General features: G+C 66.9%; 19 protein-coding genes. 2 read left to right on the top strand and 17 right to left on the bottom strand.

The annotated features are described in order from the left end of the window. Positions 1 to 2 precede the first annotated feature (2 nt). From DSM104440_RS04840 to rpsB, 6 genes are all read right to left on the bottom strand, one after another. Positions 3 to 824: a phosphatidate cytidylyltransferase gene (locus DSM104440_RS04840; RefSeq protein ID WP_171160937.1), complete on the bottom strand. Its 822-nt coding sequence runs from the start codon at positions 822 to 824 to the stop codon at positions 3 to 5. 12 nt (positions 825 to 836) lie between these two features. Then, complete coding sequence (gene uppS, locus DSM104440_RS04835; RefSeq protein WP_171160936.1) at positions 837 to 1604, bottom strand: polyprenyl diphosphate synthase; 768 nt, start codon at positions 1602 to 1604, stop codon at positions 837 to 839. A 21-nt stretch (positions 1605 to 1625) separates the two neighbouring features. After that, entirely contained in the window at positions 1626 to 2192 is a 567-nt protein-coding gene (gene frr, locus DSM104440_RS04830; protein ID WP_171160935.1) for a ribosome recycling factor, read from the bottom strand. 19 nt (positions 2193 to 2211) lie between these two features. Next, on the bottom strand, positions 2212 to 2928 hold the full coding sequence (gene pyrH, locus DSM104440_RS04825; RefSeq protein ID WP_171160934.1) for a UMP kinase: 717 nt from the start codon (positions 2926 to 2928) through the stop codon (positions 2212 to 2214). Positions 2929 to 2930: 2 nt separating this feature from the next. Next, positions 2931 to 3812 carry a translation elongation factor Ts gene (gene tsf / locus DSM104440_RS04820; RefSeq protein WP_171160933.1) on the bottom strand — a complete coding sequence of 294 codons (882 nt, stop codon included), beginning with the start codon at positions 3810 to 3812 and terminating at the stop codon, positions 2931 to 2933. Positions 3813 to 3893: 81 nt separating this feature from the next. Beyond that, complete coding sequence (gene rpsB, locus DSM104440_RS04815) at positions 3894 to 4640, bottom strand: 30S ribosomal protein S2 (protein WP_171160932.1); 747 nt, start codon at positions 4638 to 4640, stop codon at positions 3894 to 3896. A gap of 252 nt (positions 4641 to 4892) precedes the next feature. On the opposite strand from rpsB, the gene map reads away from it, so the two are divergent. Next, a complete protein-coding gene (gene map, locus DSM104440_RS04810; protein ID WP_171160931.1) occupies positions 4893 to 5714 on the top strand; it encodes a type I methionyl aminopeptidase in 822 nt (273 codons plus the stop codon). 16 nt (positions 5715 to 5730) lie between these two features. Beyond that, the gene (locus DSM104440_RS04805) at positions 5731 to 8334 is read left to right on the top strand and encodes a [protein-PII] uridylyltransferase (protein WP_171160930.1); all 2604 of its coding nucleotides are present in this window, start codon (positions 5731 to 5733) and stop codon (positions 8332 to 8334) included. A 102-nt stretch (positions 8335 to 8436) separates the two neighbouring features. Here DSM104440_RS04805 and DSM104440_RS04800 read toward each other — a convergent pair whose 3' ends face one another. From DSM104440_RS04800 to DSM104440_RS04750, 11 genes are all read right to left on the bottom strand, one after another. Next, on the bottom strand, positions 8437 to 8949 hold the full coding sequence (locus DSM104440_RS04800) for a Spy/CpxP family protein refolding chaperone (RefSeq protein WP_171160929.1): 513 nt from the start codon (positions 8947 to 8949) through the stop codon (positions 8437 to 8439). Further along, the gene (locus tag DSM104440_RS04795; protein WP_171160928.1) at positions 8946 to 9317 is read right to left on the bottom strand and encodes a DUF4870 family protein; all 372 of its coding nucleotides are present in this window, start codon (positions 9315 to 9317) and stop codon (positions 8946 to 8948) included. Before DSM104440_RS04795 ends, DSM104440_RS04800 begins: the two co-directional genes overlap by 4 nt. Before the next feature lie 9 nt (positions 9318 to 9326). After that, positions 9327 to 9884: a DUF4124 domain-containing protein gene (locus DSM104440_RS04790; protein WP_171160927.1), complete on the bottom strand. Its 558-nt coding sequence runs from the start codon at positions 9882 to 9884 to the stop codon at positions 9327 to 9329. Next, positions 9877 to 10410 (bottom strand): peptide deformylase, encoded by a 534-nt coding sequence (gene def, locus DSM104440_RS04785; protein WP_171160926.1) that lies wholly within the window; start codon positions 10408 to 10410, stop codon positions 9877 to 9879. Before def ends, DSM104440_RS04790 begins: the two co-directional genes overlap by 8 nt. After that, positions 10397 to 11146, bottom strand: coding sequence for an S-methyl-5'-thioinosine phosphorylase (locus DSM104440_RS04780; RefSeq protein ID WP_171160925.1), 750 nt, complete (start codon positions 11144 to 11146; stop codon positions 10397 to 10399). The genes def and DSM104440_RS04780 overlap by 14 nt, the downstream gene beginning before the upstream one ends. A 6-nt stretch (positions 11147 to 11152) precedes the next feature. Beyond that, positions 11153 to 11695: a hypoxanthine-guanine phosphoribosyltransferase gene (locus DSM104440_RS04775; RefSeq protein WP_171160924.1), complete on the bottom strand. Its 543-nt coding sequence runs from the start codon at positions 11693 to 11695 to the stop codon at positions 11153 to 11155. 10 nt (positions 11696 to 11705) lie between these two features. After that, positions 11706 to 12584, bottom strand: a complete 879-nt coding sequence (gene galU / locus DSM104440_RS04770) for a UTP--glucose-1-phosphate uridylyltransferase GalU (protein ID WP_171160923.1) — start codon at positions 12582 to 12584, stop codon at positions 11706 to 11708. Continuing rightward, entirely contained in the window at positions 12581 to 14599 is a 2019-nt protein-coding gene (ligA, locus tag DSM104440_RS04765; RefSeq protein ID WP_171160922.1) for an NAD-dependent DNA ligase LigA, read from the bottom strand. Before ligA ends, galU begins: the two co-directional genes overlap by 4 nt. Positions 14600 to 14603: 4 nt before the next feature. After that, positions 14604 to 15671 carry a cell division protein ZipA C-terminal FtsZ-binding domain-containing protein gene (locus DSM104440_RS04760; protein WP_171160921.1) on the bottom strand — a complete coding sequence of 356 codons (1068 nt, stop codon included), beginning with the start codon at positions 15669 to 15671 and terminating at the stop codon, positions 14604 to 14606. A gap of 9 nt (positions 15672 to 15680) precedes the next feature. After that, a complete protein-coding gene (gene smc, locus DSM104440_RS04755) occupies positions 15681 to 19202 on the bottom strand; it encodes a chromosome segregation protein SMC (protein ID WP_171160920.1) in 3522 nt (1173 codons plus the stop codon). A gap of 89 nt (positions 19203 to 19291) precedes the next feature. Then, positions 19292 to 20011, bottom strand: a complete 720-nt coding sequence (locus DSM104440_RS04750; protein WP_171160919.1) for a class I SAM-dependent methyltransferase — start codon at positions 20009 to 20011, stop codon at positions 19292 to 19294. Between the last annotated feature and the right edge of the window lie 30 nt (positions 20012 to 20041).

Genomic DNA, 20041 nt, shown 5'->3' with positions numbered 1-20041 from the left:
TCTCAAACGCCCTTGTACGACACTAGCAACGCGGCGAGCGGCAGCGTCGAGCAAAGCGCATCGATGCGATCAAGCACGCCGCCATGGCCCGGCAGCAGGTTGCTCGAATCCTTCACGCCCGCGCCGCGCTTGATCCACGATTCATAGAGATCACCGATGATCGAGGCCGCGGTCAGCGCGAGGAGCGCGGTGAGGAAGACGATCCACCACGAGGTCGGGGCGACGCTGCCCGTGGACCACACGAGCAGCACGAGGCCGTAGGCGAGCACACCCGCGAGCGCGCCGTAGACGCCTTCCCAGGTCTTGCCCGGGCTGATCGCGGGTGCGAGCTTGTTCTTGCCGAAGCGGCGTCCCGCGAAGTACGCGGCGATGTCGGCGATCCACACGATGAGCGCGGCGGCGAGCAGCAGCCAGCGGCCGCGATCGCGGAGATCCACGAGCGCGACCCACATCGGCCACAGCGTGATCCAGCCGGCGAACGCGAGCGTCCAGGGCGCGGGGCGAAGCTTCTTCGCGAGCCACACCGGCACGGCGACTACCCAGAACGCCGCGGCGAGCCACAGCAGTGCCAGCGCGACGGCCGGGTAGAGCTGGCCGGGGGAGACAACGTAGAGCGCGACGAGCGTGCCGGCGATCGTGCCGGAGAAGACGAGGAATCCGCGTTGCGCGGTGGTGGCGAGCCCGCACATGCGCGACCACTCCCAGCAGCCGACGAGCGCGATCAGCGCGGCGAATCCGGCCCAGAGCCAGTGCGGCGCCCAGGCGAGCATGCCCAGGACGACGGGCAGCACGGCAACGGCGGTGATGACGCGCGTGCGCAGCATCGCGGGCGCCGCTCAGCCAACCCGCGGCATCGGCTCGTCTTCCGCGAGCTGTTCGCTGGTCCGGCCGAAGCGCCGTTCGCGCCGCCGGTACGAGTTGAACGCCGTCTCGAGCGCCTCGGCGCCGAAATCGGGCCACAGCGCATCGGTGAAATAGAACTCGGTGTAGGCGAGCTGCCACAGCAGGAAATTGGACACGCGCTGCTCGCCGCCTGTGCGGATGAAGAGGTCGGGCTCGGGCGCGTAGCTCATCGAGAGGTAGGGCGCGAGGCGCTCTTCCGTGATGGGTGCGTGCGGATCGTCCTGGCGCGCGCGGTTGGCGGCGTTGAGGACGTCCCAGCGGCCGCCATAGTTCGCGGCGACGGTGAGCGTGAGGCGGCGGTTGTCCTGCGTGAGCGTTTCGGCGCGGCGGATGAGTTCCACGATGCGCGGGTCGAACGCGTCGATCTCGCCGATCACCTTGAAGCGGATGCCGTTCGAATGGAGTTTCTCGACCTCGTTCTCGAGCGAACGCAGGAAGAGCTGCATGAGGAAGGAGACTTCCTCGGGCGGGCGGCGCCAGTTCTCGCTGGAGAACGCGAAGAGCGTGAGGTACTCCACGCCGCTCTTGATGCACGACTTGACCACGTCGCGCACCGTTTCCACGCCCTTGCGGTGACCGGCGACGCGCGGCAGGAATCGCTTCTTCGCCCAGCGGCCGTTGCCGTCCATGATGATCGCGACGTGGCGCGGCACCACGCCCGTTTCGGGCACTGCCTGCGTGGAGCTTTCGAACTCGGCCATCGGGGCGGTCCGGCGATGGCCTTAGACGGCCATCAGTTCCTTTTCCTTGTCGCCGACGAGCTTGTCGATGTCCGCGATCGACTTGTCGGTCATCTTCTGGACCTCGTCCTGCGCGCGCTTCTCCTCGTCCTCGGAGACCTCGCTCTCCTTGAGCAGGGCCTTGAGGTGGGTGTTCGCGTCGCGGCGGATGTTGCGTACCGCGACCTTCGCGTTCTCGCCCTCGTGCTTCACGATCTTCGTGAGCTCCTTGCGGCGCTCTTCCGTGAGCGCAGGCATGGGCACGCGGATCATGTCGCCGGAGGTGGCGGGGTTCACGCCGAGGTCGGAGTCGCGGATCGCCTTCTCGACGATCTGGACCATCTTCTTTTCCCAGGGCTGCACGGAGATCGTGCGCGCATCCGAGAGCGTGATGTTGGCCACCTGGTTGATCGGCATCTCGGTGCCGTAGTAGTCCACGCGCAGGTGATCGAGCAGCCCCGCGTGCGCCCGCCCCGTGCGGACCTTGGCGAGGTCGTGCTTGAGCGTGTCGACCGACTTCGCCATCTTCTCGGTCGCCTGCTTCTTGATCTCGGCAATCGAACCAGCCATCTCCACCCTCCTCGTCGCCTCAGTTATGAACCAAGGTACCTTCGTCCTCACCCATGATCACGCGCTTCAGGCCGCCCTCTTTGAAGATCGAGAAGACGTTGATCGGCAGCTTCTGGTCGCGGCAAAGTGCCAGCGCCGTCGCGTCCATCACCTTCAGGTTCTTCACGAACGCCTCGTCGAAGGTGATCTTGTGATAACGCGTCGCCGTCTTGTCCTTCATCGGGTCGGCCGTGTACACGCCGTCGACCTTCGTGGCCTTCAGCACGATCTGCGCCTCGACCTCGCGGCCGCGCAGTGCGGCGGCGGTGTCCGTCGTGAAGAACGGGTTGCCGGTGCCGGCCGCGAAGATCACGACCTTGCCTTCTTCGAGGTAGCGAATGGCCTTGCCGCGGATGTAGGGCTCGACCACGGGCTCGATGCTGAGCGCGGATTGCACGCGCGCGATCAGGCCGCCGCGGTTCATCGCGTCGCCCAGGGCGATCGCGTTGATGACCGTGGCCAGCATGCCCATGTAGTCGGCATTCGCGCGGTCCATCCCGGCGGCCCCTTGCGAGACCCCGCGGAAGATGTTGCCGCCGCCGATCACGATGGCGATCTGCACGCCCATCTCCGCGACCTCCTTCACCTGCGCGACGATCTTCTCGACCGTCGCCCGGTTGATGCCGAAGGCATCGTCGCCCATCAGCGCTTCGCCGCTGAGCTTGAGGAGGACGCGCGAGTAGGCCGGCGTCGACATGCTCAGCCGTTTCCCTTGGACATCGCCGCCACTTCGGCCGCGAAGTCGGTCTGCTTCTTCTCGATGCCCTGGCCCACCACGAGGTAGCGGTAGCCGTGGAGCTTCGCCTTGTTCGCGTCGAGCATCTTCTGCACGGTCTGCTTGTCGTCCTTCACGAACGGCTGGCCGAGCAGCGTGATTTCGCCCACGAACTTGTTGATGCCGCCCTCGACCATCTTCGCGACGATTTCCGGCGGCTTCCCGGATTCGGCCGCGCGCGCCTCGATCACCTTGCGCTCGGCGGCGACGACGTCAGGGTTCACCTGGTCCTTCGTGAAGAACTGGGGCTTCGCGAAGGCAATGTGCATCGCGACATCCTTCGCCACGGCCTCGTCACCCTCGAGGTCCACCAGCACCGCGACCTTGGCGCCCGGGTGGATGTACGAGATCACCTTGCCGTTGGACTGGATGCGCTCGAAGCGGCGCACGTTGATGTTCTCGCCGATCTTCTGCACGAGCTTCTGGCGCAGCGATTCGACGGTCTCGCCGCCAATCGAGAGTGCCGACAGTGCAGCGACATCGGCCGGGCTCTTTTCGGCCACGAGCTTCGCCACGTCCTTGGTGAAGCTTTCGAAATCCGGGTTCTTCGCGACGAAGTCGGTCTCGGCGTTCACCTCGACCAGGGCGCCGAGCTTGGCATCGGGCGACAGGTACGAACCGATCGCGCCATCGGCCGCGACACGCCCGGCGGCCTTGCTCGCCTTCGCGCCGCTCTTGATGCGCAGCAGCTCCTCGGCCTTCTTGATGTCACCGCCGGCTTCTTCCAGCGCCTTCTTGCATTCCATCATGCCGAGCCCGGTGAGCTCGCGCAGTTCCTTGACCAATCCTGCGGTGATTTCCGCCATTGCCGTTCTCCAATTCCGATTCACATGCGAAAAAGGGGCAAGACCGCCCCTTTTTCTTGTCGGGATCCCTCACGGGACCCGTTAAGCCTTTTCGGCCTCTTCGACTTCGACGAAGTCTTCGGAGGCGGGTGCGACCATTTCGGTGATGACCTGGCTGCGACCCTCGAGGATCGCATCGGCCACGCCGCGGGCGTACAGGCGGATGGCGCGCGTCGAGTCGTCGTTGCCCGGGATGATGTAGTTGATGCCGTCGAGCGAATTGTTGGTATCGACCACGCCGACGATGGGAATGCCGAGCTTCTTGGCTTCCGTCACCGCGATCTTGTGGAAGCCCACGTCGATCACGAAGAGCGCATCGGGCACGCCGCCCATGTCCTTGATGCCGCCAAGCGAGCGTTCGAGCTTCTCGCGTTCGCGCGTGAAGTTGAGCTGTTCCTTCTTGGAGAGCTTCTCGATCGTGTTGTCGACGACCATCTGGTCCATGTCCTGCAGACGCTTGATGGACGCTTTCACGGTCTTGAAGTTCGTGAGCATGCCGCCGAGCCAGCGGTAGTCGACGTACGGGGCGCCGGCGCGGATGGCTTCTTCCTTCACGATCTCGCGGGCCTGGCGCTTGGTGCCGACGAACAGGATCTTGCCCTTGTTCGAGGTCACTTGACGCACGTACTTGAGCGCTTCCTGGTACATCGGAAGCGACTTCTCGAGGTTGATGATGTGGATCTTGTTGCGGGCGCCGAAGATATACGGATCCATCTTCGGGTTCCAGAAGCGCGTTTGGTGGCCGAAGTGGACGCCGGCCTCCAGCATCTGGCGCATGGTCACAGACATGTACTACTCCTTCACGGTTAAGGTTGTACCTCCCCCGCCTGTTAGCCCCGGAACTCGACCCTGTCGTTCGATCGAACTCAGAGCACCTTAGCCTTAGGGCGGGGTGCGGATTTAGCCGGTCTTGAAGGACAACCCTTCGTGCCCCAGCTAGCCCAAGATTATAGCCGAAAAACACCCCATTTTTCAAACAGTTCTGCCTCCCGCAGGGGACCCCGGCGGTATAATTCGCAGACCCTCCAGGAACGTACGACCTTGGCCATCACTTTCAAGACGCCCGAAGAGCTCGCGAAGATGCGCATCGCCGGCCGCCTCGCGGCCGAAGTGCTCGATTTCGTGACCCCTCATGTCAAGCCGGGCGTCACCACCCTCCAGCTCGACACCCTCTGCCACGACTACATGGTCAAGGTGCAGGGGACGGTGCCCGCCACCCTCAATTACGCCCCGCCCGGCCATCGGCCCTACCCGGCCTCGATCTGCACCTCGGTGAACCACCAGGTCTGCCACGGCATCCCCGGCGACAAGGTCCTCAAGGCCGGCGACATCGTGAACATCGACATCACGGTGATCAAGGACGGCTGGCACGGGGACACGAGCCGCATGTTCTACGTGGGCGAACCGTCCATCCAGGCCAAGCGCCTTTGCGAGACCACCTACGAGGCCATGTGGCAGGGCATCGCGCTGCTGCGCCCGGGCGCCACGCTGGGCGACGTGGGTGCCGCGATCCAGAAGCACGCCGAGGGCAAGGGCTACAGCATCGTTCGCGAGTTCTGCGGCCACGGCATCGGCAAGCGCTTCCACGAAGAGCCCCAGGTGCTCCATTACGGCCGCGCCGGCCAGGGCGTGGAGCTCAAGAAGGGCATGATCTTCACCGTCGAGCCGATGGTGAACGCCGGCAAGCGCGATATCCGCCAGCTCGGCGACGGCTGGACCATCGTCACGCGCGACCACAGCCTTTCGGCGCAGTGGGAGCACACGTGCGCGGTCACCGAGGACGGCTTCGAGGTCCTCACGGTGTCCGCGGGCTCGCCCCCGCCGCCGGCCTTCGTCGGCACGGGCTCGGCGATCACCGCCTGAGTCACCCCCCGGTTCCATGAGCGATTCGGCGGCCGCCCCCGCCCGGGCGCGCACCCCGCGCACCGGCGCGGGCAGCACCCCGGTCGAGCTGCGTGGCTGGATCAAGGCGCGCCGCGAAGAGCTGCGCGAAAAATTCTTCCGCCGGGGCGACCCGCAGCGCCTGCTCGCCGCGCACGCCACCTTCGTTGACCTCCTGCTGCAACGCATCTGGTCCGAATGCATCTCGGATCCCACGCTCTCGCTCGTCGGGGTGGGTGGCTACGGCCGCGGCATGCTTTTTCCGCACTCGGACGTCGATGTCCTCGTCCTGCTGCCCGACGGCCGCACGGCCGACGCGGCGGTCGAACGCTTCGTGGGCATGCTCTGGGATTGCGGCCTCGAGCCGGGCCACAGCGTGCGCACGATCGCCGAATGCGTCGAGGAAGCCGCGAAGGACGTGACGGTCGATACGAGCCTGATCGAATCGCGCCAGATCGCGGGTGATCCCGAGCTGATGCGCACGCTCGACACGCGATTGCGCGAGCAGCGCAGCGTGCGCGCGTTCTTCGAGGCGAAGTTCCAGGAGCAGAAGCGCCGCCATGAACGCTTCCAGGATGCGGCCTACAACCTCGAGCCCAACATCAAGGAGAGCCCCGGAGGGCTGCGCGACCTGCAGATGGTGCTGTGGCTCGCGCGCGCGGCGGGCCTGGGGCAATCGTGGAAGGAGCTCGCGGCCGCGGGCATCATCACGCCGCGCGAAGCGGCCAGCATCACGATCAACGAGCGCGTGCAGACCGACCTTCGCATCCGCTTGCACTACCTCGCGGGCCGGCGCGAGGACCGCATCGTCTTCGATCACCAGATCGAGATCGCGCGCCAGCTCAAGCTGAAGGGCAAGGGCGCGATGGCGCCCTCGGACCTGCTGATGCGCCGCTACTACCTCGCGGCCAAGGCGATCTGGCGCTTCAACCAGATCCTGCTCGCGAACCTGTTCGACCACGTGACGCCCGCGTCCGAGCGCAAGGTCACGCAGATCGACGAGGACTTCGAGGTCGCGAATTTCACGCTGGCCCTTCGCGACGAAGACCTCTTCGAGCGTTCGCCCGGCAAGATCTTCGAGACATTCCGCAAGCTGCAGGACGATCGCAAGATCGCGGGCCTCGCCGCCAACACGCTGCGCGCGCTCTCCAGGGCCTTGCCGCGCATCGACCGGTCATTCCGCGAGGAGCCCGAGAACCGCCGGCTCTTCATGGAGATCCTGCGCTCCGACCGCCTGACGTGGACGCTACGCCGGATGAGCCGCTACGGCGTGCTCGGCCGCTACCTTCCCGCGTTCGGCCGCATCGTGGGCCAGATGCAGCACGACCTCTTCCACGTCTACACCGTGGACGAGCACATCCTCATGGTGCTGCGGAACCTGCGGCGCTTCGCGCGGAGGAAGTTCGACCACGAGTACCCGTTCCTGTCGCAGCTCATGCAGGAGTTCGCCCGGCCCGAAGTCCTCTACCTCGCCGCCCTCTTCCATGACATCGCGAAGGGGCGCGGCGGCGATCACTCGACGCTCGGCATGCGCGACGCGGCGCGGTTCTGCAAGGAACACGGCCTCTCGAAGCCCGACATCGATCTGGTCACGTGGCTCGTCGAGCAGCACCTCGTCATGTCGGCCACCGCGCAGAAGCAGGACATCTCGGACCCGGAAGTGATCTCGCAGTTCGCGACCCTCGTGAAGGACGAACGCACGCTCACCGCGATCTACATCCTCACCGTCGCCGACATCCGCGGCACGAGTCCCGCGGTGTGGAATGCGTGGAAGGGCAAGCTGCTCGAGGACCTCTTCAAGATCACGCGCCGCGTGCTTCGCGGCGAAGCCGACTTCGCGGATTCGTGGGTCGCGGGCAAGAAGGACGAGGCGCTGCGGATCTTCCAGCAGTACGTGCCCGATCCGGGGCGCCACGAGAATTTCTGGAAGCAGCTCGACGACCACTACTTCCAGCGCTTCGAGGCGAACGAGATCGGCTGGCACACGCGCACGCTCTGGTCGCGCGTGACGCCGGATGCACCGATCGTGCGAGCGCGCCTGTCGCCGATCGGGGAAGGCCTGCAGGTGATGGTCTACGCCGCCGACCAACCCGGCGTGTTCGCGCGCATCACCAGCTTCTTCGAGCGCATGCAGTTCGACGTCGCCGCCGCGAAGATCTACACGACCTCGCACGGGTTCGCGCTCGACAGCTTCCAGGTGCTGCCCCGCTCGCGCGCCACTGGCGAGCATTACCGCGACCTCATGCAGAAGATCGAATCGGGCCTCGTCGCGCGCATCGCCGCGGGAGGGCCGCCCGAGTCTTCCTCCCCGGGACGCGTCTCACGCTGGGTGAAGCACTTCCCGATCGAACCGAAGGTGACGATCACTCCGGATCGCCGCCCCGGCCGCTGGATGATCACGGTGAGCTGCGCGGACCGCCCGGGCCTGCTGCTCGCACTCGCACGCGAGCTGCACCTGCAGGAGCTCAACCTCATCGACGCGCGCGTCACCACGCTGGGCGCGCGCGCCGAGGATGCGTTCGTGATGAATGGCGCCGCGCTGGGAACGCCCGAAGGCCGCGCGCGGATCGCGGCCTCCCTCGAGAAGATCGTCTCCGCCTAGAAATAAGTGGGGTCAGACTCGACTTAATTTGATTCTGGGGACAACTGGGTCGGGCTCCAGTTATCCCCAGAATCAAATTAAGTCGAGTCTGACCCCACTTATTTACTGCATCCCGAGCGGCTCCGACAGCGCGAGATGCACGCGCCGGTCGAACATCGAGCGCTGCGTCGGCGTCATCGTTTCCTGCACGGCCTTGAGGCAGGTCATCACATCGACCATCGCTTCGGAACGGATGCGGTCATCGTCGGCGAGCGCCGAAAGGATGGCCGCCGCCGCAGGTGCGGGCGCGTCGAGCGGCCGCTCCGCCGTGAGCTTCTTCGTGCGCTGGCGAGAGAGCTCCGCGACATCACGCACGGATCGCTCGAACGCGCGCCACAGTCCCTTCTGCTCGGGTGCGAGGTTCAGGTCCGTCGCGAGCGACGGCAGCTCGCGCTCGATGGCGATCATCGGATCGGGAACGCCGCGCAGCCGGGGGTTGGTGGGATCCTCGCGCGTCTTCCCCGGAGGAATGCGCGACTTGTCCCCTCGGCCGCCGCCGCCCGGGCCTTGGTACTGCGCCAAGGCGAACGTCGCCGCGAACAGCAGGCCGACGGCCGCGAGCCAGCGACGCGTCATGCGATCGGCTTGCCGTCGTTGAGCGTGAGCCAGCCCTTGATCACGCGGTAGATGTACCAGACGAAGAGCGCGAGACCCGGAATCCACGCCACCAGGATCCCCACCAGCGAGATGATCAGGATCCAGGTGAGCACGCAGGCGACCACGATCCACAGCAGGCCGAACCAGAACGTGCGCGAGAGCCACCTGACGTGCGACTCGAGGTAGGTGCCGCGAATGTCGTCGCTCTTGACGATGCCCATGATGATCGCCACCACGGCGAGGATCCACGCCGTGAACGGCGCGAGCAGGTGCAGCGCGTACATGATGTGGGTGTAGCGGGTGTCGGCGGACAGGTCCGGTGCCGGTACTTGGACTTCAGCGTTCATGGGCCCTCCTCAGTAATAGAGGCTTCGCAACTCCCGCAATGCGGCGGCGCGCTTTTTCGCATCGACGCTTCCCAGGTCCACCGTGAGGGAGTCGCGCCGGCTGCGATCGTCCGAACTTAGACGCGACTCGCGGCCCCGGCGGATGTTGTCGATTTCGAGTTGCGCGCCCGTCTTTTGTTCCGCAGTGGCCCCGGTTCGGGACGCCGTCTGCTGCAGGTCGCGGATCCGCTCCTGCTGGGCGGAGGTCAGGCCGGCAGGCTTGGCCTCGGCCGGGGCGGCGGCCGGGGCTGCCATGGGCACTTCGGGAAGGGCCTGGCCGGTCGTGCCGGGGGTGACGCCCACACCCTTCTCGGGCGCGGCCTTGTCTGCCGCCTTGTCCGCACCCGCCGCCGGAAGCGTTGGCCGGTTCGCGTTGTTGGTCGCGCCCGGGACGTTCGCGGTCGTCGATTTCGATTCGCAGCGCTGGTCGCTGTAGACGACCTTGCCGTCGGGTCCCTGGCATTTGTAGAGCTGCGCCGAAGCAGGCAGGGCCGCCAGGGCGGCAACTATTGCAAGGGTTCTAGTCATCTACGACCTCCATGTCGGGAAACAGCACGTCGGTGAAGCCGAACCGGCTCATGTCCGTCATGCGCATCGGATACAGGATGCCATCGAGATGGTCGCACTCGTGCTGCACCACGATCGCGTGGAAGCCCTCGGCGATGCGGTCGATCGGCGCGCCGTGCTCGTCGAAGCCCGTGTAGCGAAGCTTCGTGAACCGCGGGACCACGCCGCGCATGCCCGGGACCGAGAGGCAGCCTTCCCAGCCCTCCTCGATCTCCTTCGTGAGGAACTCGATCTTCGGATTGACGAGCACGGTGAACGGGACTTCCTCGGCGTCGGGGTAGCGCGGGTTGCTGCCCACGCCGAAGATCACCACGCGCTGCGACACGCCGATCTGCGGCGCGGCGAGGCCGGCGCCATTCTTCGCGGCCATCGTGTCCTTCATGTCCTGGACCAGCTCGGCAAGCTCGGGCGTGCCGAATTTCTCGACGGGCCTGGCGACCTGCGCCAGCACCGGGTCCCCCATCCGCAGCACTTCACGAGCGGACATGGAGCTCCACCGCCTTCGCCACGACCAGCCGCACCTTGGCCATCGTGGTCTCGATGATCCGCGCGATGTCGTCCATGTCGATGCCCTTGGCGCTGGTACCCCGGCCCGCCGCGGGATTGACCACCACCGCAAGCGCCGCATAGGAGATGCTCAGCTCACGGGCGAGTGCCGCTTCAGGCATGACGGTCATCCCCACCATCGTCGCGCCGTCGCGCTCGAGGCGGTCGATCTCGGCCTTCGTCTCGAGGCGAGGACCCTGCGTCGCGCCGTAGGTGCCGCCCGCAACCAGGGCCACGCCGGCATCCTTCGCGCCGGCGATCACCATCTGCCGCGTGGTCTCGCAGAACGGCGTGGTGAAGTCCACGTGCGTCACCGGCTGCTCCGAGCCTTCGAAGTACGTCGACTTGCGGCCCCAGGTGTAGTCGATGATCTGGTCGGGCACCGCGATCGCGCCTGCACCGAGCTGCGCATGGATGCCGCCCACGGTGCACACGGCGATCACTCGCTTCACGCCCTTCGAATGCAGCGCCCACAGGTTGGCGCGGTAGTTGATCTCGTGGGGAGCGAGCGTGTGGCCGTAGCCGTGGCGCGCGAGGAATGCGACATCCACCGCACCGATGCGCCCGAAGGTGATCGGGCCTGAAGGCTCGCCGTAGGGCGTGCGCACGATCTGCTTGGCGGTGATCGCGAGGTTCTCGAGTTGCGTGAGGCCCGAGCCCCCGATGATGGCGATCATGCGGGCTCAGCCCTTGAGCGCGTAGATCGCGGGAAGGTTTCTCCACAGGCCATAGGCGTCCATACCAAACCCGAAGACGTAGCGATCGGGAACGGTCACGCCGACGAAGTCCGCGTGGATGGGTTTTTCCTTCGCGATCGCCTTGTCGGCGAACACGGCGCTCCACACCTTTTCCGCGCCCATCTCGAGGAGCTTCGCGTGAATCGCGGCGAGCGTGATGCCCTCGTCGAGGATGTCGTCGACCACGAGCACCTTGCGGCCGCGCACGTTGTCGCGCGGGGCAAGGCGCCAGGTGATTTCGCGGCCCTGCGTGGTGTTGCCGTAGCGGGTCACTTCGATCGCGCCGAACTCGAGGGGAAAGGCGAGCAGCGGCAGGAGCTGGCCGGTGAAGACCGCGGCCCCGCCCATCACCGACAGCACCACCGGGAATTCCCCCTTCAGCTCGGCGCTGATCTCCTGCGCGAGCCGCGCGACGGCAATGTGAACTTCCTCCGCGGAGCAGATCAGGTCCGCGCCATCAAGGAGTGCTTGCGCTTCGGATGCTTTCATCGAGACGTCCTCATCGAGACTTGGCTACGGATTCGACATAGGCGCGGAAATCCTCGGCGAGCTCGGGGTGCTTGAGCGCGTAGTCGAGGGTCGCCTTCAGGTACCCCAGCTTGCTGCCGCAGTCGTAGCGGCGGCCTTCGAACTCGAGCGCGAGGACATTCTCGTCGCGCATCAGCCGGCCGATCGCGTCGGTGAGCTGGATCTCGCGCCCCGCGCCGGGACGCAGGTTCTCGAGGTAATGGAAGATCCGGGGGGTCAGGATGTAGCGGCCGACCACGCCGAGCGTCGAGGGCGCGTCGGCGGGCTTGGGCTTCTCGACGATCGCGGTGACGCGCGAGAGCCTCGTCGCGAAGGACTCGGCGGACACGATGCCGTAGGAGCCCGTCTCCGAGCGATCGACGTTCTGGACCGCGAGAATGCTCGCGCCGTGCTCGGCGAAGCGCGTGGTCATCTGCTTCATGACCGCGACCTTGGCGTCGATCAGGTCATCGGCGAGGATCACGGCAAAAGGTTCGTCGCCCACCAGCGGTCGCGCGCAAAGGACCGCATGGCCCAGGCCCAGCGCTTCAGCCTGGCGCACGTACGAGCACGTCACGCCCGCGGGCAGGAGGCCGCGCACTTCCTTGAGGAGCTTGTTCTTGCCGTGGGCGAGGAGCTCGGCTTCGAGCTCGTAGGCCTTGTCGAAATGGTCCTCGATCGCGCGCTTGCCGCGGCCGGTGACGAAGATCATGTCGGTGATGCCCGCGGCCGCCGCCTCCTCCACCGCGTACTGGATCAGCGGCTTGTCGACGATGGGCAGCATCTCCTTGGGCGAGGCTTTCGTCGCCGGCAGGAAGCGCGTGCCCAGGCCCGCGACGGGAAAGACGGCCTTGGTGACGGGTCGAGTCATTTGAGCATCTCGAGGAATTGCACTTCGTCCAGTACGGTGACGCCCAGCTCGCGCGCCTTGTCGAGTTTCGATCCGGCTTCGTCGCCGGCGATGACGAAATCGGTCTTCTTGGACACCGAGCCGCTCACCTTGCCGCCGGCGGCTTCGATGCGTTCCTTCGCTTCGTCGCGCGACATGCCCGGAAGCGTTCCGGTCAGGACCACAATCTTACCTGCGAAGGGTCCGTCGCTCACCTTCGGCGCCACGCCTGCGCCTTCCTTCCAATGCACGCCCGCGGCGCGCAGCTGCCAGATCACCTCGCGATTGTGCGGCTCGGCGAAGAAGGCGTGGATCGATTCGGCGACGATGGGCCCGACATCGGGCACTTCCTCGAGGCGCGCGACGTCGGCGTGCACGAGCGCATCGAGCGAACCGAAGTGGCGCGCGAGATCCCTCGCGGTCACCTCGCCGACGTTGCGGATACCCAGCGCGTAGATGAAACGCGCGAGGGTGGTGTCCTTGCTGCGCTCGATCGCGGTGACCACGTTCGCGGCGGACTTCTCCGCCATGCGCTCGAGCTCGGAGAGTGCCGCCACGCCCAGCTTGTAGAGATCGGCCGGGGTGCGCACCACCTGCCCGTCGACGAGCTGGTCCACGAGCTTGTCGCCCAGGCCTTCGATGTCGATCGCGCGGCGCGAGGCGAAGTGCAGCAGCGCACCCTTCCTCTGCGCCGGACAGATGAGGCCGCCGGTGCAGCGCGCGACCGATTCCTCCTCGAGGCGCGCGATCGCCGAGCCGCATTGCGGGCACTTCGTCGGCATCTCGAACCAGTCGGCTTTCTCGCGCGGCCCGGCCTTCGCGACGCGCGCGACCTCGGGAATCACGTCCCCGGCGCGGCGCACGACGACGGTGTCGCGGCGCCACACTTCCTTGCGCCGAACTTCATCCTCGTTGTGCAGCGTGGCATTCGTGATCGTGGTGCCGCCCACGAACACGGGCTTCAGGCGCGCGACGGGCGTGACCGCGCCGGTGCGACCCACCTGGACATCGATGTCGACGAGCTCCGTCGTGGCCTCTTCAGCGGGAAACTTGTGCGCGACCGCGAAGCGCGGCGCGCGGGAAACGAAGCCCAGCGTGGCCTGGTCGGCGAAGGCATTCACCTTGTAGACCACGCCGTCGATGTCGAAGGCAAGCTTCGGACGCTTCTCGCCGACCGCGCGATAGAACTCGAGCAGGCCCTCGGCGCCGCGCACGGTCTTGCGGTCGCTCGCCACGGGAAATCCCAGGGCCGCGATCGCCTCGAGCAGCTTCGCGTGGGTCGCGGGCATCGTGAAGCCTTCATGCGCGCCGATGCCGTAGGCCATGAACGAGAGGCGTCGCGCGGCGGTGAGGCGCGGATCGAGCTGGCGTAGTCCCCCGGCTGCCGCGTTGCGCGGATTCACGAAGGGTTTGTCACCGGCGGCCACCGCGGCGGCATTGAGTGCTTCGAAGTCGCGGCGGTACATGAGGACCTCGCCGCGGATCTCCAGGCGCCTGGGCGGCTTCTTCGTGTCGAGCCGCAAGGGAATCGCGCGGATGGTGCGCAGGTTGATGGTGACGTCCTCGCCGGTCGAGCCGTCGCCGCGCGTGGCACCCTGCACGAACCGGCCGTCCTCGTAGGCGAGCGTCACCGCGATGCCGTCGTACTTGAGCTCGCACGCGTACTCGACCGCGTCGCGTTCCAGGCCTTCGCGGCAGCGGCGATCGAAGTTCGCGACATCCTCGTCGGCGAACGCGTTGTTGAGCGAGAGCATCGGCACGCGATGCGCGACCGCGGCAAAGCCTTCGGCGGGCGCGGCGCCCACGCGCTGCGTCGGTGAATCGGGCGACAGGAGCTCCGGATGCGCGGTTTCGAGCGACTGCAACTCGCGAAAGAGCGCGTCGTACTCGGCGTCGGAAACCTCGGGCGCGTCCTCGGCGTGGTAGAGGCGGTTGTGGCGTTCGATTTCGCGCCGCAGCTCCTCGACGCGGGCGGCGGGGTCGCGCTTCGCGCCCACGTTCTTACGCGAACAGGCGGTGCGCGAGCGAACTGCCCGCCGGGATGCCCTGCGCTTCCATGCGGCGCACGACGTCTTCCATCTGGCGACGGATCGCGGACAGACCCGCGGCGCTGAGCGGCTTGCGGTTGTCGTCCACGAGCTCGCCGCCGAGTGTCGTGCAATAGGCCTCGGCGAGCGTGACCATCTCCGAGAGCGCTTCGTCGGGATTGGCGACGTGCGGCAGGTCGAGGGCGAGCGTGAGGCCGGTGGCGTAGGTCGATTCCTGGCGCGAGCCCGCGCGATCGAAGTGGCGCACGCTGAAGAGCGGCACGCCCTGCCCGTCGAAGCGCACGAGGTCGCCCGAGGCGACTTCGGAAAGGCCGTACTCGAGGGCGATGGCCTTCACGCGCGTCATCGCGAAGGTGGCGCCGAACTGGCCGACGACGTTCACGGCGACCTCGATATCGGTATCGGCACAGAAGGTGTCGAGATCCCGCGCGCGCGCCGCGGCGGCCGACGGGGCTTCGCGTTGCGACACGGCGCCCACGCTCGCCGCGAAATCCGCGAGCGTCGCATTGAAAGTCGTGATTTCTTCCTCGCCCAGCGGGCCGCTGCGGCTCGCGAGCTGCAGCCCCGCGCGCAATTCCCGCCAGCTGTCGCGCGTCGACTGCTCGACCGGCTGCCATTGCTCGTCGACGATGCCCTCGACGTTCACGGCCGTGGTGTGCGATTGCAGCGCGTCGAGCAGCGGCTCGAGCTGTTCTCGCATGACCGGATCGTCGGCGAGGATGACGGCGACGGTGTCGATGCGCTCCGAGACCACCGGCAGCGCGGCGGGCAGCGCGTCATCGAGAACGGTGTTGCGCGTCATGCCCGGCTCGGGGGCCTCCGCGGGAGCCGGCGGCGAATCGGGCAGCGCACCGAGCTTCGGCTCGCGTCGTCCGCCATCGAGCAGCACGTCGGGATGATCGCTTCCGAAGGCGCGCTCCGCGCGGCCGCGCGCCTTGCGCTCCTGCATGACGTTGTAGGCCACGACGCCGGCAATCACCACGGCGCCTACGGCGAGCAACGCGAGCTGGAGGTCGGACATTGATCCCTCTTACGCGGCTTGTTTTCTTGCGAATTCCATCGCCGCCTCGATGTCGACTTCGACGACGCGCGAGACGCCCGGTTCCTGCATCGTGACACCCACGAGCTGGCTCGCGAGCTCCATCGTGATCTTGTTGTGCGTGATGAAGAGGAACTGCGTCTGCCCCGACATCTGGCGCACGAGCTCGCAGAAGCGCTCGGTGTTCGGGTCGTCGAGCGGCGCGTCCACCTCGTCGAGCAGGCAGAAGGGCGCCGGATTGAGCTTGAAGAGCGAGAAGATGAGCGCGATGGCGGTGAGCGCCTTCTCGCCGCCGGAGAGGAGCTGGATCGAGCTGTTCTTCTTGCCCGGGGGCTGCGCGAACACCTGCAGGCCCGCGTCGAGGATCTCCTCGCCGGTGAGCTTGAGGCTCGCCTGGCCGCCGCCGAAGAGCGCCGGGAACATTTCCTGGAAGTGCGCGTTCACCGCATCGAACGTGCCCTGCAGGAGGTCGCGGGTCTCGCGGTCGATGCGCTTGATCGCCGCCTCGAGCGTTTCGACCGCCTGCATCAGGTCCGCCGACTGCGCATCGAGGAAGCCCTTGCGTTCGCTGGAGGCCTGGAGCTCGGAGAGCGCGGCGAGGTTCACGGGACCCAGCGCCGTGATTTCTTCATTGAGGCGCGTGATTTCTGCTTGCATGGACGAGGAGCGCGTGCGCTTCTCGATCTGCACCGCGAGTTCCTCGCGGCTCGCACCCGCTTCGGCCAGCTGCTGCGAGTACTGCTCGACGTGCGTCGACGCTTCCTGCTCCTTCACGCGCAGCTCCGTGATGCGCTCGCGCAGGGGATTCAGGTTCTGCTCGACGGACATGCGGCCCTCTTCGAGCGCGCGCAGTTCGTCGCTGATCTGTTCGAGGCCCAGGCGCGCGTCGGCGAGCACCTTCTCGCGTTCGCTCTTCACCTGGAGCGCGCCCTGGAGGCGTTCGCGCACGCTGCCTTCTTCGAGCTTGCCCAGCTCCGAGCTGATGTTGCCGCGGTTGGTCGCGAGCGCCTGCAGGCGCTCGCCCAGCGACACGGCGAGGGCACCCGCCGAGGCGACCTTCTCGTGGCAGCTGCGCTCGTGGAACTGCGCTTCCTGGACCGCGCGTTCGGCGGCGAGGATCGCGGTGCGCGCGCCCTCGAAGCCGGCCTGAGCCTGCTTGGCCGCTTCTTCGAGGACCTGCAGCCGCTGCACGATCTCCTCGATCTTCTGCGAGCCCTGCTGGAGCGCGTGCTGCGCTTCCGACATCTCGAGCTTCTCGGTTTCCTCTTCCTTCTCGATGTCGGCGAGCTCCACGCGAATCGCTTCGCGGCGCTTCTCCGACTGCTGCGAGCTCTGCGAGAGCTTGAGGTACTCGACTTCGAGGTCGTGGTCTTCCTGGCGGGCCTGCGCGAGGTCCTCGCGCAGGCGGCGCGCGACGTCCTGGCCTTCCTTCAATTCGATCTCGAGGCCCTTCACGCGCTCGTCGGCATCGGACCGGGCGCGCGTTTCCGCGGGGATCTTGCCCTGCAGGTCCTCGATCTCGCGCTGGCGCTGCAGCACGCCGTGCAGTTCCGACTGCGGGCCGTGGAATACCACGCCCTGGCGGCTGAACAGATGGCCGGCCTTGGAGACGAGCAGTCCACCGGGCGGCAGAACGCGCGCCGTCGCGAGCCCATCCTCGCCCTCGGGGAGGATGAAGACGTTGGCGAGCGCGTCCTTGAGATAAGCGGTGACGCCGGGTCGCGTGCTCGAGACCACGGTCGCCAGCGCCTTGAGGTGCGACTGCGGACCGGCGGCTTCCGGGGCTCCGCGCTCGATGAAGACCGCGAAGTTGCCAGGCGGCGCATCGCGCAGCAGTGCGGACAGGCCCGAGTCATCGGGAAGCTTCGCGGCGTTCAGGCGCACCCCGAGCGCGGCTTCGACGGCATCGTCCCAGCCGGCATCCACGTGCATCGCCTGCCAGAGGCGCTCAGCGCGATCGAGCGCGTGTTGGCCCACCCACTCCGCGAGGCGTGAATTGGTGTCGAGCTTGGCTTGCTGCGCCTGCAGCGCCTTCAATGCGGCTTCGAGGCTGGCCACCTCGCGCGTCTTTTCCTGGAGGAGTGCGATCGACGTGCGGCGCTGCTCTTCGAGGGACGGCACCTTCGCTTCGGCATCCTTCTGCGCGTTGCCGAGCGACACGATGCGGTCGGTGAGGCCCTTGCGCTCGGATTCGATCGCCGCGAGCTTCTCGGGCTCGGGGAAGACCAGCGCCATGTTTTCCTGCTTCAGGCGATTCTTGCGGCCTTCGAGTTGCGACAGGATCTTGAGCGCGTGCGATTCGCGCGTCTCCTCGACGCCCTGCGCCTGCTCGGCGGCGGACATCTCGGCTTCGGTGCCCTTGACCGCGGCGTTGGCGTTGCGCGCCACTTCCTCGGCCGGCGCGAGCGCCTGCTGGGCCTTCGTGACGTCGGCCGTACGCTCGCCGATCGCCGACTGGGCACGGGCGATCTCGCCCTCCCAGCGCGTGCGTTCCTGCTGCGCCTCATTGATGCGGCGCTCGACCTCGCCGATTTCGGTCGCGAGCCCTTCGAGCTGCGCGCCCATGCGCCGGCGGTTCTCGCCGAGGAACGCGATCTCCTGCTCGAGCGACTGCACATCCGCATTGGCGGCGTACAGCTGGCCCTGCAATCCGGAGAGATGATCGGTCTGCTGATAGTGGCGGCTGCGCAGCTCCTCGAGCGCGCGTTCGCCTTCGCGCAGCTTCGCCATCTCGGCTTCGAGGTTGACGGTGGCCTTCTGGATGTCGTTGGCGTAGCGGTTCTTCGATTGCTCGGCTTCGCGCAGGCGCGTGAACGACAGCAGGTTCTGGTTGAGTGCGAGCTGCGACTGCAGGTCCTGGTAGCGCGCGGCCACTTCCGCTTGTTCGGTGAGGCGGGCGAGCTGCAGCTCGAGCTCCGCGACGATGTCGCCGACGCGCGAGAGGTTCTCCCGGGTGTCTTCGAGGCGCAGCTCGGTCTCGCGGCGGCGCTCGCGGTACTTCGACACGCCCGCGGCCTCCTCGAGGAACACGCGCAGCTCCTCGGGCTTCGAGGTGATCACGCGCGAGATCATTCCCTGCTCGATGATCGAGTAGGCGCGCGGGCCCAGGCCCGTGCCCAGGAAGATGTCCTGGATGTCGCGGCGGCGCACGTGCTGGCCGTTGATGTAGTAACTGGAGTCGCCATCGCGCGACAGGACGCGCTTCACGCTGATCTCGGCGTATTGCGCCCAGGCGCCGCCGACGCGGCCCAGCGAATTGTCGAACACCAGCTCGACGGAAGCGCGGCCCACGGGCTTGCGGTCGGAGCTGCCGTTGAAGATCACGTCGTGCATGTGCTCGCCGCGAAGTTGCTTCGCGGACGACTCCCCGAGCACCCAGCGCACCGCGTCGATCACGTTGGATTTGCCGCATCCGTTGGGCCCGACGACGCCGACGAGTTGGCCGGGCACCGCGACGGACGTGGGGTCGACGAAGGACTTGAAGCCGGAAAGCTTGATGGAAGTGAGTCGCAAGGCCGTGATTCTTATGCAAAACCCCACCAGGCCGGGGGCCGGTGGGGTTGAATGGGGGAGGTGCTTGTGCCGGGAATTCTACAGGAAGGTCAGCGCCGCTCGAATGCAAAAGTCTCCTGCCCGCAAACGTCGCCCAACCGCTCCCGAAGGCGCAATCCGGCGCGCTCGGCCATCGCCTGGAAGTACGCGGGTTCGACGTCGATGCGATCCTCGCGGCCCGAGAATTTCTCGCCGGGCTTGGGCTCGATGTGGACGCTCGCGACCAGCACGCCGCCGGGCCGAAGCACCCGCGCGGACTCCTTGAGGTAGTGATTCGCGTCGGGTTCGAGGAGGTGGGTGAAGAGTGAGGCGGCGAAGGCTACATCCGCGCTCGCGTCCGGCGCCGGGAAGCGCACCTCGGCCGCCTGCATGGCGCCCCGCGGGTTGTAGTGCGCCGAGTAGGCGTCGAAATGCTCGAAGCGGAAGCGCCCGTCGGTGAGCGGCGACAGGTAACGGTCGGCCCATTCGATCGCCGGCTTGAAGACATCGAAGCCGATGTAGCGGATGTCGGGGCGAAGCAGGAGGAAGCGCGCGGTGCGACCGCAACCGCAGCCAATGTCGATGACGGTGGACCCGGCCGGCATGAATCGCCCGAGCACGCTCGCCCAGGCTTCGCCGACGACGTAGAAGTTCTCCAGGTTGGGTGCGCCGATGCTGTCGAGGAAGCTCACGCTCGGTAGCCGCGCGACGTACTTCCAGGGCGGGTACTTCGCATCCACGTCCGGGGTGAGCCCTGTCGGGTCGTGGACGATCATCTTCGCATCGGACATTCCTAATCTCTCCCGGGCTCGGCCCGCTCA

Origin of the sequence: Usitatibacter palustris, from assembly GCF_013003985.1 — a bacterium.
Lineage (GTDB): Bacteria > Pseudomonadota > Gammaproteobacteria > Burkholderiales > Usitatibacteraceae > Usitatibacter > Usitatibacter palustris.
This window is presented reverse-complemented; position numbering and strand designations above follow the sequence as displayed.

Bases quoted from the DNA above. Each gene is read 5' to 3' on its own strand.
- DSM104440_RS04840 (WP_171160937.1), bottom strand. From the start codon at position 824: ATGCTGCGCACGCGCGTCATCACCGCCGTTGCCGTGCTGCCCGTCGTC.
- uppS (WP_171160936.1), bottom strand. From the start codon at position 1,604: ATGGCCGAGTTCGAAAGCTCCACGCAGGCAGTGCCCGAAACGGGCGTG.
- frr (WP_171160935.1), bottom strand. From the start codon at position 2,192: ATGGCTGGTTCGATTGCCGAGATCAAGAAGCAGGCGACCGAGAAGATG.
- pyrH (WP_171160934.1), bottom strand. From the start codon at position 2,928: ATGTCGACGCCGGCCTACTCGCGCGTCCTCCTCAAGCTCAGCGGCGAA.
- tsf (WP_171160933.1), bottom strand. From the start codon at position 3,812: ATGGCGGAAATCACCGCAGGATTGGTCAAGGAACTGCGCGAGCTCACC.
- rpsB (WP_171160932.1), bottom strand. From the start codon at position 4,640: ATGTCTGTGACCATGCGCCAGATGCTGGAGGCCGGCGTCCACTTCGGC.
- DSM104440_RS04805 (WP_171160930.1), top strand. From the start codon at position 5,731: ATGAGCGATTCGGCGGCCGCCCCCGCCCGGGCGCGCACCCCGCGCACC.
- DSM104440_RS04800 (WP_171160929.1), bottom strand. From the start codon at position 8,949: ATGACGCGTCGCTGGCTCGCGGCCGTCGGCCTGCTGTTCGCGGCGACG.
- DSM104440_RS04795 (WP_171160928.1), bottom strand. From the start codon at position 9,317: ATGAACGCTGAAGTCCAAGTACCGGCACCGGACCTGTCCGCCGACACC.
- DSM104440_RS04790 (WP_171160927.1), bottom strand. From the start codon at position 9,884: ATGACTAGAACCCTTGCAATAGTTGCCGCCCTGGCGGCCCTGCCTGCT.
- def (WP_171160926.1), bottom strand. From the start codon at position 10,410: ATGTCCGCTCGTGAAGTGCTGCGGATGGGGGACCCGGTGCTGGCGCAG.
- DSM104440_RS04780 (WP_171160925.1), bottom strand. From the start codon at position 11,146: ATGATCGCCATCATCGGGGGCTCGGGCCTCACGCAACTCGAGAACCTC.
- DSM104440_RS04775 (WP_171160924.1), bottom strand. From the start codon at position 11,695: ATGAAAGCATCCGAAGCGCAAGCACTCCTTGATGGCGCGGACCTGATC.
- galU (WP_171160923.1), bottom strand. From the start codon at position 12,584: ATGACTCGACCCGTCACCAAGGCCGTCTTTCCCGTCGCGGGCCTGGGC.
- DSM104440_RS04760 (WP_171160921.1), bottom strand. From the start codon at position 15,671: ATGTCCGACCTCCAGCTCGCGTTGCTCGCCGTAGGCGCCGTGGTGATT.
- DSM104440_RS04750 (WP_171160919.1), bottom strand. From the start codon at position 20,011: ATGTCCGATGCGAAGATGATCGTCCACGACCCGACAGGGCTCACCCCG.